The organism is Prochlorococcus marinus str. MIT 9302, assembly GCF_000759975.1.
GTDB lineage: Bacteria > Cyanobacteriota > Cyanobacteriia > PCC-6307 > Cyanobiaceae > Prochlorococcus_A > Prochlorococcus_A marinus_M.
This window is the reverse complement of record NZ_JNAM01000011.1, coordinates 227,418-242,415: the sequence shown is the minus strand read 5'-3', so window position 1 is coordinate 242,415 and position 14,998 is coordinate 227,418. Positions and strand designations below refer to the sequence as shown.

General features: G+C 32.5%; 16 protein-coding genes and 1 tRNA gene. 10 read left to right on the top strand and 7 right to left on the bottom strand.

The window, feature by feature from the left end; all coding sequences use genetic code 11:
- Positions 1-6 precede the first annotated feature (6 nt).
- The 6 genes from EU96_RS01560 to msrA are packed head-to-tail and all read left to right on the top strand — an operon-like array spanning position 7 to position 6,099.
- Positions 7-2,145 (top strand): BamA/TamA family outer membrane protein, encoded by a 2,139-nt coding sequence (locus EU96_RS01560; RefSeq protein WP_032527272.1) that lies wholly within the window; start codon positions 7-9, stop codon positions 2,143-2,145.
- Entirely contained in the window at positions 2,146-2,982 is an 837-nt protein-coding gene (gene lpxC / locus EU96_RS01565; protein WP_032527271.1) for a UDP-3-O-acyl-N-acetylglucosamine deacetylase, read from the top strand. It begins immediately after the preceding gene.
- A 17-nt stretch (positions 2,983-2,999) separates the two neighbouring features.
- Positions 3,000-3,458 carry a 3-hydroxyacyl-ACP dehydratase FabZ gene (gene fabZ / locus EU96_RS01570; protein WP_032527270.1) on the top strand — a complete coding sequence of 153 codons (459 nt, stop codon included), beginning with the start codon at positions 3,000-3,002 and terminating at the stop codon, positions 3,456-3,458.
- A gap of 4 nt (positions 3,459-3,462) precedes the next feature.
- Complete coding sequence (gene lpxA / locus EU96_RS01575; protein WP_032527269.1) at positions 3,463-4,305, top strand: acyl-ACP--UDP-N-acetylglucosamine O-acyltransferase; 843 nt, start codon at positions 3,463-3,465, stop codon at positions 4,303-4,305.
- Positions 4,302-5,480 carry a lipid-A-disaccharide synthase gene (gene lpxB, locus EU96_RS01580; RefSeq protein WP_032527268.1) on the top strand — a complete coding sequence of 393 codons (1,179 nt, stop codon included), beginning with the start codon at positions 4,302-4,304 and terminating at the stop codon, positions 5,478-5,480. Before lpxA ends, lpxB begins: the two co-directional genes overlap by 4 nt.
- 16 nt (positions 5,481-5,496) lie before the next feature.
- The gene (gene msrA / locus EU96_RS01585; protein WP_032527267.1) at positions 5,497-6,099 is read left to right on the top strand and encodes a peptide-methionine (S)-S-oxide reductase MsrA; all 603 of its coding nucleotides are present in this window, start codon (positions 5,497-5,499) and stop codon (positions 6,097-6,099) included.
- Between the two features lie 12 nt (positions 6,100-6,111).
- Here msrA and EU96_RS01590 read toward each other — a convergent pair whose 3' ends face one another.
- Both EU96_RS01590 and EU96_RS01595 read right to left on the bottom strand, forming a co-directional pair.
- Positions 6,112-7,584: a leucyl aminopeptidase gene (locus EU96_RS01590; RefSeq protein WP_032527266.1), complete on the bottom strand. Its 1,473-nt coding sequence runs from the start codon at positions 7,582-7,584 to the stop codon at positions 6,112-6,114.
- Between the two features lie 24 nt (positions 7,585-7,608).
- Complete coding sequence (locus EU96_RS01595; RefSeq protein WP_032527265.1) at positions 7,609-8,220, bottom strand: hypothetical protein; 612 nt, start codon at positions 8,218-8,220, stop codon at positions 7,609-7,611.
- A 150-nt stretch (positions 8,221-8,370) separates the two neighbouring features.
- Between EU96_RS01595 and EU96_RS01600 the strand changes: the two genes are divergently transcribed.
- Genes EU96_RS01600 through pyrF form a run of 3 tightly spaced genes read left to right on the top strand, consistent with a single transcriptional unit; the run spans position 8,371 to position 10,688 of the window.
- On the top strand, positions 8,371-8,694 hold the full coding sequence (locus tag EU96_RS01600; RefSeq protein ID WP_002807348.1) for a DUF1825 family protein: 324 nt from the start codon (positions 8,371-8,373) through the stop codon (positions 8,692-8,694).
- A gap of 20 nt (positions 8,695-8,714) precedes the next feature.
- On the top strand, positions 8,715-9,953 hold the full coding sequence (gene tyrS, locus EU96_RS01605; protein ID WP_032527264.1) for a tyrosine--tRNA ligase: 1,239 nt from the start codon (positions 8,715-8,717) through the stop codon (positions 9,951-9,953).
- A gap of 6 nt (positions 9,954-9,959) precedes the next feature.
- Positions 9,960-10,688 carry an orotidine-5'-phosphate decarboxylase gene (gene pyrF / locus EU96_RS01610; protein WP_032527263.1) on the top strand — a complete coding sequence of 243 codons (729 nt, stop codon included), beginning with the start codon at positions 9,960-9,962 and terminating at the stop codon, positions 10,686-10,688.
- Here pyrF and plsY read toward each other — a convergent pair.
- The 5 genes from plsY to EU96_RS01630 are packed head-to-tail and all read right to left on the bottom strand — an operon-like array spanning position 10,672 to position 14,818.
- Positions 10,672-11,265: a glycerol-3-phosphate 1-O-acyltransferase PlsY gene (plsY, locus tag EU96_RS01615; RefSeq protein ID WP_032527262.1), complete on the bottom strand. Its 594-nt coding sequence runs from the start codon at positions 11,263-11,265 to the stop codon at positions 10,672-10,674. The genes pyrF and plsY overlap by 17 nt on opposite strands.
- Positions 11,266-11,270: 5 nt before the next feature.
- Complete coding sequence (locus EU96_RS01620; protein ID WP_032527260.1) at positions 11,271-12,281, bottom strand: DUF3086 domain-containing protein; 1,011 nt, start codon at positions 12,279-12,281, stop codon at positions 11,271-11,273.
- A 37-nt stretch (positions 12,282-12,318) separates the two neighbouring features.
- Entirely contained in the window at positions 12,319-12,723 is a 405-nt protein-coding gene (locus tag EU96_RS0109415) for a DUF3119 family protein (protein WP_032527443.1), read from the bottom strand.
- Between the two features lie 4 nt (positions 12,724-12,727).
- Entirely contained in the window at positions 12,728-13,483 is a 756-nt protein-coding gene (locus EU96_RS01625; RefSeq protein WP_032527259.1) for an MlaE family ABC transporter permease, read from the bottom strand.
- A 9-nt stretch (positions 13,484-13,492) separates the two neighbouring features.
- On the bottom strand, positions 13,493-14,818 hold the full coding sequence (locus EU96_RS01630; protein ID WP_032527442.1) for an MFS transporter: 1,326 nt from the start codon (positions 14,816-14,818) through the stop codon (positions 13,493-13,495).
- Between the two features lie 109 nt (positions 14,819-14,927).
- On the opposite strand from EU96_RS01630, the gene EU96_RS01635 reads away from it, so the two are divergent.
- Positions 14,928-14,998, top strand: a tRNA-Gly gene (locus EU96_RS01635).

Genomic DNA, 14,998 nt, shown 5'->3' with positions numbered 1-14,998 from the left:
ATTACTATGCAAAAACATTTTTTAAAATTTAGAAGTATTTTCACAAATGTTGCTTGTTCTCCTTTGATTTTGATATCAAATAATGCAGAACTGGCGGCAAAGTATTTGCCAAATGAAGTTGAACAATTAACAACAAAGTTTGAAAAAATCAACATTCAAAATGATTTATTTCAAGGAGTTAATCTTAAACAAGAGAATAATTTCTTTATTGCAGAAAATAAAAAAAATATCAATCAAGAAAGTGTCCTAATATCAGAAATAATTATCGAAGGCTGGGAAGATCATCCAGAGGGCAGAAAGCTAGAATTGGCAGCTTATGACTCTATGAGTATAAAGCCAGGAAGTATTGTTGATAATCGAATTTTAAATCAAGACCTAAATTCAATATATGCTAGTGGTTGGTTTTCAGGAGTTAAAATAAAGTCTCAGGATGGGCCATTAGGAGTGCGACTAATTGTAAATGTAGTACCTAATCCAATTTTGAAGAAAGTTGAACTTAAACCAATTAACTCAGTAATCTCTAATGCGTATGTAGATAAAGTTTTTAATAATTTTTACGGAACAACTCTTAACCTAAATGAATTTCAAAATAAGATAGAAATAATAAAAAAAAGTTTTGAAGATAAGGGCTATTCTTTAATTAGAATAAATAGCCCAGATAGAATTTCTGATGACGGAATAATAATATTAAATGTTTCTGAAGGTATTATATCTGACATAAAATTGAGATTCCAAGGATCTGACGGTGAAACCATGGTTGATGGAAAACCGAGAAAAGGGAAAACAAAAGACTGGGTAATAAAAAGAGAGCTAAAAACGCAACCGGGTACCGTATTTAATAGAAAGATTTTAGAAGCAGATATCAAAAGACTGTATGCCACATCGCTGTTTGATGATGTCAAGGTGTCTCTGGGTCCTGATAACTCGAATCCAGGTCAAGTCATAATTTTTCTAGACTTAAGTGAGCAAAGAACAGGATCATTAACAGGTGGCCTAGGTTATAGCACTAGTTCAGGTATTTTTGCCACAGTTGGTTTACAGGAAACGAATGCACTTGGTAGAGCATGGAATACAAATATCAACTTAAATTTTGGAGAATATTCAACAACCTATAATTTTTCAATATCTGATCCATGGATTAAAGGAGATAAACATAGAACTTCTTTTAGAACAAATGTTTTTTTAGGTAGAAATTATCCACAAGAATTTAAAAGTCAAGATAACGGAAAGTTATTCGCTGTAAATGATAAAACACCATCTAACTCTGATACTTTTTCATCAGTAGTTTTAGAAAAAACAGGAGGTGGATTTTCTTTCTCAAGGCCTCTTAATGATGGAGATCCATTTAAAACTTCTAAATGGAGAGTTCTTGCAGGGATGAATTTTAAGGAAGTAAACATGATTGATGGTGCTGGTAACAAAAGACCTTTCGCTGATAGGACTCCAACTACAATAAGAGGAAATGTAACAGATATTATTTGTATTGGATTCTCTCCAAATGATGGGTCATGCCCTGCAACAAATACATTGGTTAGTTTTGTTGCAAGTACATCTAGAAATAATTTAAATAATTCTGTAAACCCAACTTCAGGAGATAAATTAAAATTTGGAACTGAACAGTTTGTTTCAGTGGCGGAAAGCTCTCCAACTTTCAATAGAATGAGAGCCTCATATTCATACTTTATACCAACAAAATTGATAAAATTTACTAAAGGATGTAAGTCTAGTAAAGCTGGTAGTGAAGATTGCCCACAAACTATTGCTTTACAACTTAAGGCTGGAACTATTATTGGCGAATTGCCTCCTTATGAGGCATTTTGTATGGGTGGAACATCATCTGTTAGAGGTTGGGGATCTTGTGAATTGGGTGTAAGTAAAAGTTATGTTGAAGGTACGATAGAGCATAGATTTCCTATATGGAGAATGATATCAGGAGCTTTATTCGTTGATGCAGGAAGTGATTTGGGCACTCAAAAGGATGTCCCAGGAGAACCTGGTAACTTATTACAAAAAACAGGCTCTGGATATTCACTTGGTGGGGGAGTTGGAGTAAAGACGCCAATTGGTCCATTAAGATTAGATATTGCTAGTCAGGACCTGAGTGGAGACTGGAGATATACACTTGGAGTTGGATGGAAGTTTTAAGTGTTTTCTTGGCCTACTAATTATGATTCTTGCTATACCTTGGCTGGTGTTATCTCCAGAGAAGGTATAGGCCTTCATAGTGGAGAAAAAACAAGAGTTAAAATTTCTTCTTATGAAAAAGAAGGATATTTTGTTTCTTTCAGGGATAAACCTGACGAGATTTTTAAGTTAAGTCAAGATTTAATTGGAAGTACGATGCTTTGTACAGCGGTTAAACTGGGTGGAAGAAATTTATATACTATTGAACATTTATTATCTTCAATGGCTGGGTGTGGGTTAAGTTATATACATATTGAAGTTGAGGGGAAAGAGATCCCGCTTTTAGATGGATCAGCAATTCAGTGGGTTAGAGATTTTGAAGAGGTAGGAATAAAAAAAGCACCTAAACCAGATAATTTTTTTCGAGTGATTAATGAATCAATAATAATGAATAAGGAAGACTCTGTTATAGCAGCAACCCCTTCTGATAAAACTACAATTATATCCACTATAAGTTTTCCCTATAAAGCAATTGGAATTCAAAGTTTTGAGATTGATTTGAATCCAAAAAGTTTTGTTGAAATGATTGCCCCAGCAAGAACATTTGGTTTTAAGGATCAATTTCAAGAGTTAAGTGAACTTGGATTAATAAAAGGAGGAAGTTTGGAAAATGCCCTTGTTTGTGATGGTGAAAAATGGGTTAATCCACCATTAAGATTTGATAATGAACCAATAAGACATAAAATTTTAGACCTAATTGGGGACTTGGCTTTGGTAGGGTTACCTAAGGCACAAATTTTAGTTTATAAAGGATCACATTCTTTAAATGCTTTATTGGCCTTATCCCTAAAAAATTAACTTTATCTTTAAGAGTCTTGGAAAAGAAATTATCCAGTGAAAATAGTCAACTCTCCTCTGAGAACATTCTAGGTTTATTACCTCATAGATATCCTTTTGCTCTTGTGGATAAAGTCATAGAGCATATCCCAGGGGAGAGAGCTGTTGCAGTAAAAAATGTAACTATAAATGAGCCTCAATTTCAAGGACACTTTCCTGAAAGGCCCTTAATGCCTGGAGTTCTTATTGTTGAATCAATGGCTCAAGTTGGGGGAATAATAGTGACGCAAATGCCCAATCTTCCTAAAGGCCTTTTCGTTTTTGCCGGAATCAATAATGTTAAATTTAGGAAACCTGTTGTACCTGGAGATCAATTGATAATTTCTTGTGAGTTATTAAGTATTAAAAGACAAAGATTTGGCAAGGTTAAAGGTGAGGCTCACGTTGATGGCAAGTTGGTTTGTGCTGGAGAATTAATGTTCTCATTAGTTGATTAGGTAAATGGAGAAAAAAAATACTGAATTAAAGTCAGATTTAATTGGTGCGAAAGTGCACCCAAATGCTTATGTTGATCCCAGTGCAGTATTGCATGATGAGGTCATTATCTCCCAAGGAGCTATTGTTGGTCCTAATGTGACTATCGGGAAAGGAACTCATATAGGATCGAATGCTGTTATTACTGGAAGAACTCAAATTGGTGTTAATAATAAAGTTTTCCCTAATGTTTTTATAGGCCTTGATCCTCAAGATCTAAAATATAAAGGTGCATCTACTGAAGTAATTATTGGAGATAATAATACTTTTAGAGAATGTGTAACAATTAATAAGGCAACTAATGAAGGAGAACAAACTGTTATTGGCAATAATAATTTGTTAATGGCTTACACGCACATAGGACATAATTGTGAACTTGGAAATAGGATAGTCTTATCAAATAGTGTTCAAGTTGCAGGCCATGTAAAGATTGAAGATAAAGCTATTATTGGCGGGTGTTTAGGTATTCATCAATTTGTTCATATTGGATATTTATCAATGATAGGAGGAATGACTAGGGTAGATAGAGATGTACCCCCTTTTTGTTTAGCTGAAGGACATCCAGGAAGACTGAGAGGTTTGAATAGAATCGGAATTAAAAGAAGTGGTTTAATGGAAAATAAGGATTTTGATTTAAAACTTTTGCAAAGTACTTGGAATTTACTTTTTAAGTCCAATAATGTAATTTCTGACGCATTAGATATTGCAATAAAAAGTAATTTGGATTTTTCTTCAACAAAATTATGTAATTTTTTAAAAGATTCAATATCAAAAGAAAGGCGCGGCCCAATGCCTTTAGTAAATGAATGAATAGAAAGATATTTATCAGTACCGGAGAAGTATCTGGAGATTTGCACGGAAGTTTGTTATCAAAAGCATTATTAGATGAAGCTAAAAAAAAATCTATAGATTTAGAAATTTGTGGATTAGGTGGGGAAAGGATGAAGGAAGAAGGGGTAAAAATTCTTCAAGATACTACATCCATTAGTGCAATAGGCATTTGGGAGGCTTTACCTCTACTTCTTCCAACGATAAGAATCCAAAAAAGATTTTATAAATTTTTAAAAAAATATCCTCCAGATTGCTTAATTTTGATTGACTATATGGGTCCCAATATAAAAATTGGAACTAAATTAAAAAAAACGAAGACTAAAATTCCAATTTTTTACTATATTGCTCCTCAAGAATGGGCCTGGAGGGTTGGAAATAATACTACGACAAATTTAATAAATTTTTCTGATAAAATTTTTGCGATTTTTAAGAAAGAAGCAGCGTTCTATAAAAAAAGAGGTGGAAATGTTTTATGGGTTGGACATCCAATGATTGACTTAACAAAAAAACTTCCTCTAAAGAAAGATGCTCGAACTATTCTAAGCCTTCGCCCAGATCAAAATATTCTACTTTTAATGCCCGCATCAAGACCTCAAGAATTGAAATATATATTACCTACTTTTATGCTTGTGGCTAAAAAATTACAACAAAAATATCCAAGTTTAGTTGTCTATATACCCTCCTGTAGGAAAGTTTTTGATGAAAAATTCAAAAAGGCTTTCAGAAAATATCAAGTTAAAGGACAAGTGATTTCTCAAAAAGATAATGCAAGATTAAAGCCTTATATATATTCACTTACAAAAATTGCTCTTTGCAAATCTGGCACAGTTAATATGGAATTAGCTTTATATGGAATACCACAGATTGTTGGTTATAGAGTAAGTAGAGTTACTGCTTTTATTGCCAAAAAAATTCTCAATTTCAAAGTAAGATTTATTTCTCCTGTAAATTTGTTAGTTAATAAATTAATAATCCCTGAATTTGTACAAAGAGAATTTGACGAAAAGAAAATCTTTTATAAATCTTGTAGAATTCTTGAAGGGAAGTCAGAAAAAATAAAAATAAAAAAAGGCTATACTTTTTTAAAAAAAGAATTAGGCGAGGAGGGTGTAGTTCAAAGAGCTGCTAAAGATATTATTAATTCTATTATTTGAACTTTATAATAAAAAAATGAAATACTTTTTACCTCTAATAATTACTCTTTCAATATTAATAAACCCTGTAAACACTTATGCAGAGGAATTGATTCTAGCAGGAGGTTGTTTTTGGTGTTTAGAACATGATTTAGAGTCATTAAAGGGGATAAATTTTGTACAAAGTGGCTATTCAGGAGGGAATTTACAAAAACCTACCTATGAAAATCATGAAGGACATCAGGAAGTGGTTTTGGTAGATTATGATTCCAAATTGGTAACTTTACCCGAGATACTTAGGCTCTATTTCAGAAATATTGATCCTCTGGACGGCAATGGTCAATTTTGTGATCGTGGGGATTCTTACAGGCCAGTGATCTTTTTCAAAGATGCAACTGAGGAAAGTGATGCAATAAATGCAATTGTTTCCGCTTCTAATGAATTGGGTGTGCCATTAAAAAAAATATCTGTTGAACTAAAATCAAAAGGTAAATTTTGGTTGGCTGAAGAATATCATCAGGATTTTGCAGAGAGAAATGAATTAAAATATAAGTTTTATAGATTCTCCTGTGGGAGAGATCAGAGGTTGGATAAATTATGGGGCGATAACGCTAGATCAACAAATCTTTGGTCTGAATGATTTTAAATATAATTATTTATTTTTAATCCATTGAACAAGAGTTTTAACTCCAAAGCCGGTCGCACCTGATGGATGAATCCCTTTATTTTTATCAGTCCAACAAGTACCAGCTATATCAATATGAGCCCATTTAATCTTTTCATCAAAGAATTCTTCTAAAAATAAAGCAGCAGTTATTGAGCCACCTGCTCTGGGCCCCGTATTTTTCATGTCAGCTATATGTGACTTTAATCCTTCTTTATAGGATTTTTGTAAAGGCATTTGCCATAATTCTTCTCCAGACTGGGCTGATGCAGCTTTTAGCTCATTTGCTAGAGCATCATTGTTGCTCCAGAATCCAGCTACATCATTCCCTAATGCAACAACAATAGCTCCTGTTAAAGTTGCGAGATCTATTATTGAATCCGGTTTTAAATTTGATGCGTAAGTTAAAGCATCAGCTAAAGTGAGTCTACCCTCTGCATCAGTGTTATTTATTTCAATTGTCTTGCCATTAGATGCTTGAACTACATCTCCAGGATGTACTGCAGATCCATTTATCATATTTTCGCAAGATGCCACAATAAAATGAATTTCTAATCCCTTTGGTTTGATTGCTCCAAGTGCTTTTGCTGCTCCTAAAACTGCAGCACTTCCGCCCATATCATATTTCATCATTTCAATTTGAGATGCTCCTACTTTCAGATTGTATCCTCCAGAATCAAAGGTTAAACCCTTCCCAATAAGCGCAATCTTTTCTTTTATAGGACCCTCTGACTTTAAAGTAAGATGTATAAATTTAGGATCTAGATCAGAACCTTTTGCTACAGCTAAATATGCACCCATTCCTAAATCTTCACAATCTTTTGCCTCTAAGATTTTTACTTCCAAACCATGATCTTTAGCTATTTGAGAAGCTTGTATAGACATTTCCTGAGGCGTAAGACTATTTGGAGGGGCCGCTACGAGTCTTCTAGCTAGTTCTACACCTTCACATATTTGTGCTGTCTCCTCAAAGCAAATATTCTCAAATTTTTTTAAATTCAAAAACTCTATTTCTTTAAGAACTTTCTTTTCATTTTTTTTCTTATTGAATCTATTGTCCTTATAGGCAGATAATCTGGCAGACTCTGCTAATTCATTTATTTCTAGTTGTGAATTTATAAATTCCCAAGGTAGCAAGATGCTGATTTTTTCATTTTTATCAACAGTTTTCCTAACTAGATTTCCTATAGAGTTTTCTATATCACTTTTATTTAAGTCTTTTGATTTGCCAAGACCAACTATGATTAATGTTCCTAATTTTTGATCTAAAAACTCAAAGCTTAAAGTTTTTCCTTTTTCTCCTTTAAATTTTTTTTGAGTAACTTTTTTTAGTAATAGTTTTGGGTCAATAACAAATTTTATGTCTTCAAGTTGGCTTGCAATTTCTTCTTCTAAAACTCCAAAAATTAATGAAGCCCCTTGCCAGTTTTCTAGATTTTTTTGGAATGTGGAAAATTGCATTTGTTAGATTAATTTAGTTAACTTTTAGTTGTTTGTGAAAGTAGTTGCCCACCTATCTCTAGTTTCTTTATTAAAAGGTGGTAACCATAAATATATCAGTTGCTGTTCTAATTTACGTCTTAATTTCACTTCTTTAGGTACATCTAAGAAGAAACGAATATCTTGGTGACTTGAGAGTTTGTTATGAGCTAGGGCTTCTTTATAGTTCATGAGGTAATTTTTACAGTCATGTTCTCCCTTCCATCTTTTATTTGCTGAATTTGTTTCTCCTATATAAAGGATTATTTTAGAATTCTCCATTGAGTCAATTACAAAATACATTGCTGGACCATTGTGTATATATTGATTGGTTCTCCAAAAGTTCAATGATAATGGCTGCAAGGAAAACGGATCAATTTTTCTTTCATTGGTAATTGTATTTATAGGAAGACTTGTTTGGTGCAAATTTTTATTGTTATTATCTTTTGAAATTTTGAATTGGTGATTATATATTCTATTTCTCCATTCAGTTAGGATTTCGCCTTTGATTTTTAGATTATTTGATTGTTGAAAATTAATTGATGTATTTACATTTGAACCAAATAATTCAAATTGTCTATTTTGGTTTGAAATATTATTTACGTTAAATTTTTCCAATATTTATAAAACATGTCTTCTTAATTTAATTCTGAAAAAATATAAATCAAAGAATTATTTATAAACTAAAATTTATTAATGTTCTAATAAATTTAAAAGATTCTTGTTATCTTGTAATTAAGACTTAACCTTGCGAAGTGAAAAATAGAAATGGGATTTTTTGAGTCAGACATCGTTCAAGAAGAAGCTAAAAAGCTTTTTACAGATTACCAAGAACTTATGAAACTTGGCTCTGATTATGGAAAATTTGACAGAGAAGGAAAAAAAATGTTTATAAAAAAAATGGAATCACTTATGGATCGTTATAAGGTTTTTATGAAGAGATTTGAATTGTCTGAAGATTTTCAAGCAAAAATGACAGTAGAACAATTAAAGACACAGTTAAGCCAATTTGGTATTACTCCTGATCAAATGTTTGATCAGATGAATAAAACATTAATAAGAATGAAGGATGAACTTGATAAAACTTCTTAAATTTAACGGTTAAAGCTGACATGTCCGATCAATTAATATTGCCATCATGGCTTTCAAGAGGAATAGAGGAATATTTCCCAATTAAGGGGACAGATCACACTTTTTCAGAGATAATTGATAATGCGAAAAAAAATAATAAAAAATTAAGGGTTAAACTCGGAATCGATCCAACTGGAACCGATATACACCTCGGGCATAGCATATTGTTTAAAAAACTTAGGGCATTCCAAGATAATGGACACATTGCAGTTTTAATTATTGGTGATTTTACTGCTCAAATAGGTGACCCAACAGGAAAAAATAAAACAAGAGTGCAGTTATCGGAAAAACAAGTCAAGGATAATGCAAAAACATACTTGACCCAACTAGGAATGGGTAAGCCAGCTAATGAATCTATTTTAGATTTTGATTCAAAAGATAGAATAGAAATTAGATATAACAGTGAATGGTTAAAAGATTTAAATCTTAATTCGATAATTAAATTAATGGGTAGTGCAACAGTTAGTCAAATGCTAGCTAAGGAGGAATTTAATAAAAGGTACACTTCACAAGTTCCAATTGCTTTGCATGAATTTTTATATCCACTATTACAAGGTTACGATTCGGTTGTTGTTCAATCAGATGTTGAGCTTGGAGGTACTGATCAGAAATTTAATATTGCAATAGGAAGAGATCTTCAAAGGCATTTTAAACAAGAACCTCAATTTGGTGTTCTGTTGCCAATTTTGACAGGTTTAGATGGGACTAAGAAGATGAGCAAATCTGAATCTAATACTGTAGGTTTGACCGAAGATCCTCTTTCAATGTATTCAAAATTAGAAAAAGTACCCGATAATTCAATACCTACTTATTTTGAATTACTTACTGAATTAGATTTAAGTCTTCTTAATGTATCTAATCCTAGAGAGTTGCAGAGACTAATGGCTTTAGAAGTTACTACTTTATTCCACGGGGCTGAAGAAGCATTAAAGGCGCAATCAAACTGCGAAAAATTATTCCTTGGACATAAAGAAAAAGTTGGAGAAATTCCAGAGATTTCTTTAAAAGAAATAGTTTTTCCAGTAAAGTTTTTTTACTTGTTAAGTGCTCTAAAACTTTTCAAATCTAGCAGTGAATCCAAAAGATCTATTAAAGGTGGGGGTGTAAAAATTGATAGTCAGAAAGTAATAAATCCTGATTTAGTTTTTAATTCAAAAAATGATTTGGAAGGGAAAATTTTGCAAATTGGTAAAAAAATAATTAAGAGGTTTGAAAACTGAAAGTTCATGAATAAAAGATTTAATTCAGAAGATAAAATAATATTGGCAATTGATGGATTAGATGTAAGTCAAGCAAAATTACTTCTGGAAAAATGTCCCAATATTAAGTGGGTGAAAGTTGGTTTAGAGCTTTTCGTTAGGGAAGGTCCAAGAGTTATAGAAATATTAAAAGGTTTAAATAAAAAAATTTTTTTAGACTTAAAATTTCATGATATTCCAAATACCATGCGTGCAGCATGTTTCCAAGTTTCAAAATTAGGAGTTGATATAATTTCTATTCATGCTTCAGCAGGTCTAAAAGCCCTTAAGGATTCGAAAAAAGCATCTTTAGAAGGAGCCACTTCAGTAAGTGTTAAACCTCCATTCGTTGTGGGCATAACTGTATTAACAAGCTTTTCTCTTAAAGATTTTCAAACTGATCTTGATAGAAATAATTCAATTGAAGAAAATGTATTGAGACTTGCAAAACTGTCTTTTGATGCTGGATTAGATGGATGTGTTTGTTCCCCTTGGGAGGTAAAAATGTTGAGATCTACTTATAAGAATAAGTTTGAACTTATTACACCAGGCATCAGATTAAATATTGACAGTAAAGATGATCAAAATAGAATTATGACTCCTCATGAAGCTATAGATAATGGCGCTTCTAAGTTAGTCATTGGTAGATCAATATCAAAAGCTATAGATCCTAATAAAGCTCTGATAGAGATATTTAAATCTATTGATTCTGATTAATTTTGGATTCTTCTCCCTTAAGCAATCTTGTTATGTTTGTTCTATGTTTCCAGATTACTAATAATGCCACAATTAAACTTATAAAAAAATAAGAGTGTATAAATTTACCTAAGTAAAAAAACATAAAAATAGGAAGTAAGATTGCAGCTGAAATACTGGATAAAGATACAAATTTAGTTTTTGCTAGTACTATTAAAAAAATACCAAGAGATGCGAGTCCAACTTTCCAAGAAAGAGCTAAAAACATACCTAATCCAGTCGCAACAGCTTTCCCTCCTTTACCTCTAAGCCATATTGGCCAAATATGTCCTGAGATAGCTGATATCCCTGCTATAACTTCTATTAATCCTTGATCTGTATAATATTGAGCAATTTTTACTGAAATAAGGCCTTTCCCAACGTCAATGATAAATACAAAAAGTGCTGGCCATTTCCCAACATTTCTTAAGACATTTGTGGCACCTGTAGATCCAGAACCTATAGTTCTTAGATCTATATCTTTGAGATATTTCCCAACTAAAAAACCTGTAGGTAGTGATCCTAAAAGATAGCTAACAAGGATTATTAAAATATTCATAAAGATTAGTTAAGTTCAAGATCTTCATAAATTTCATTATCTGAACCAGCGAATGCAAGCCATAATGGAAATTGAAGTATTGGAATTTCAACAGATGTCTCTGCTGCATCAATAATAATAAATGGTAATTCTTCATTAGCTTCTAATCTATCAGCTCTTTCGATAACACCTTCAGGCCTTTCAAAAAGAACAATCCCACTATTAGGTCCAAAGTCATCTCTTGTGAGTCCAAGTGAATCTTGAAGGATTCTTCTCCATTCTCCTAATCGTTCAGGCTGAGAAGCTAAAATAAGAGTCTGAAACTGATCTCCATATAATTCGCCAAGAATAGATATTAAGCCAGCTGATAGTAAGGCATTTTTTTGTCGAGATCCTTTACTTTCAAGAGAACCTCTCCCACCCATATTAAAGAACCAATCATCCATAATGTCTATATCTGATGAATCAAGACTTCGTCTTAATTTCCAAGGTTCAGCGTAAAAATCTGGTTGTTCTCTGAAAGTTGAAAAGCAATTTTTTATAATCTCTTGATCTGGCTTAAATGTTTCGGAAAGAGCAGGAACATTTACAACTTTATTGGTTATGGTGTCTTGTTTTTTCTCATCAAGGGGAGATGGCTTTACGATTATTGGTTGAGAAACTAATTCAAGTTTCTCTACGTTTTGTGAAAGATTCTGTAAAGCCCCAGTTAAGTAATCTTGAAAACCTTTTACTCTTTTAGCGATATTATCTGTCTGTCCTTTGAAATTTGTCTCAATATCTTTTTCTAATTCATGCTTTTTTGTTTCTAACTCTTTTATTTCTTTAGCTAAAGAGTCTTTTTTTGTAACTAGATCGCTAAAAATCTCATTAGAAATTTGCTCAATAGATTTATTTGATTTGTCGTTTTTTAGGGCAATCTTTTTATTTTGGGTTGTATTTTTCTTACTAATTGGTTTGGTTTTATCATCTGAAATCGACTTAGCTATTATTAATTCCTTCTCAGGATTACTGTTTGAAATTTCTTTATTGGTCATTTAAATAATTTTTTGATGATTAAGCAAAAACTCAATTTTAGGATTTTTTAATTTCCAGAGAGTCAACTTTTTTTAAAAGTTCATCTTTTAATTGTTTTGGATTAAATAATATTGGTAATAAATGAGGACTTGACTTTTCTCTAAAATAAAAAATACCTGGGATTATAGGGAAAAAGAATTTCCAAGATATCCAGTTCTTGAATGGAAAAGTTCTAATCTCTTTCCCTAATTGTAAAACGATAAAATCATCACTTGTTATTTTTATTCTTAATGTAAATGCTTGCAGTAATAAAAAAAAGCTAAAAGATGCAGAAACTATTGTTGGCCAAGAACCAATATTTAGAAATAACAGCATAAAACTTAAAACTATTACGATGATTGGCAATTGAAATGATGGTGATATTATTACGGATTCTTCCTTTTTTGATTTAGTGTTAAACATAGACTTATCCAAATAAAATTTGTGTTAGGAATACATCCATTAAAGATACAGTAACAAGAGTCATTACAACCGCTCCTGTTGTACTTGTTCCAACTTCTTTTGGACCACCTTTAGTTGTGAGTCCATATCCACAAGCAATAATTGAAATAAGTAATCCAAATACTACAGATTTTATTAACATTGAAGTTAAGTCTGAACTGGTTAAGCTTACATTCCCTGATCTTACAGATGTCCAAAAAACTATTGGAGGAACTTTATAAAAAATTGTGCTCCAAATTTGTCCACTCCACAAAGACACAGATAAAAATAAAAGACACTGTATCGGAGCCATTATTACCATTGATAGCAACCTTGGAACTACCAAATATTGGACTGGTTCTGTTCTTAACATTGTTATGGCTTCAATTTGTTCTGTAACTTTCATAGTACCTAGTTGAGCAGCATAAGCTGTGGCAACCTTCCCAGTCATTAAGGTAGCAGTTAGAAGAGGTGCCATTTCTCTTGCCATTCCTACTGCTAATAAACCTCCTATTTCACTTGAAACACCCATACTGGTCAGTTGTGATGCAACTTGAATATTAAATACTGTACCTGCAGCAATTCCCGTAATTAATACAATTAACAAACTTCCCGGACCTGACTCCATTAGTTGATCAAAGAGATCATTCTTGGAAATTTTACCTTTAAAGATAAAATTAATTGCTTGCCCGCCAATGATTAGGCTGCTTAGGAGTCTTTTGAAAAACCTAGAATAATACATATTTCTATATTAGTTCGTAATTAATTCTTGATCCCATTTTCTCATAATTAATAGACCCCAGTAGACAAGTATAGAAGGTATTAAACCCATGCAAATCCTTACTGTTATTAATGCAGAATCTGGTTGTGTGATATCAATTATTCCCTGACAGGCCCCTTGCTTGAACCCAGTAAGAGTGAGAAGATAACCAAATAATCCTACGCTTAAAGCAATACCTAATTTTTGGCATAAAACCATCCAAGCAGTATAAATTCCTGCTGCCTTCTCTGGGTCATGATCAATAGCGTCTGGCAATAAAGACCAGGGTATTAAATATGCTGTTGACGCTCCAAAACCAACAAATAAAATTGTTAGAAATAAAGCTAACATTTTTATAGAATCTATATTGAAATTAGTAATTTCAAAATTATTTGACAATGGAGGTAATACCATTGCAATCAAGCAACCACCAATCCATATAAGTCCACCTATTTTTAATGCTTTAACTCTTCCATATTTATTAGAATAAAAGCTCCAGATTTGCAATCCTAACAGAGCACTTATTTGGAAAGGAATGATAATCCAAAAGGATATCCCTCTTGGGACATTCATGACTTGTTGCAAATATATTAATGAAACTGTTTGCATTAACTGAAGTCCACACCAGAGAAGTAAATAAAGATATATCACTTTTAAAAAAATTTTATTTTTTAAAATACGCTTGAATTGATTTTTTATTGGCTGTATTTTATTTATAGGTTTTCTTGCGATCTTTGCATATGGAGCTAGGCCCCAAGTAGAAAGTAAAGTTATTAGTGTAACGATCGTGCCAGATATTCTTCCCATAGTTAGGTAACCAGTATCTCCCTTTGTTAGAAATATTGCACCTACAGTTAATCCTGTTAAAGAAGCCAATATTGAGCCTGTAAATCTGGCGGCGTTAAGTCTAGTTCTTATATTTTCATCTTCACTAATTTCTGTGGATAATGCTCCATAAGGAAGATTTACAGATGTATACGCTGTCATATACAAAATTGATGTGCATATGTAATAAAAAGTTTTTTCTCTGAGGCTGTAATCATTTGGTATCCACCACATTGCAGCTAAAAAAATTCCCAAAGGAAGTGATGCTCCAATCATCCAAGGTAGTCTTGGCCCCCATCTTGATTGGGTATGGTCGCTCATCCAGCCAATCAAAGGATCATTAATTGCATCCCAAAGCTTGATTATCATCAAGATAGAACTCGCTATCCAAGGGGGCAATCCAGCCGCACAAGTAAAGAATGGGAAGAGGTAAAAACCAAATTGAGCATTAGCAAGCCCTGTTCCAGCATCTCCAATCCCGTAAGAAAGCATTAATCTTGTTCTTGATCCCGATATATTTTTTGAGTGTGAATTTTCCAATCTTTTTAAGTTGTTGATTGTTTGATAATGTATTATTGCAATAGTAATTCTAATACTTTTTGCGGGCGTGGTTTAGTGGTAAAACCTCAGCCTTCCAAGCTGAAGATGCGGGTTCGATTCCCGCCGCCCGCT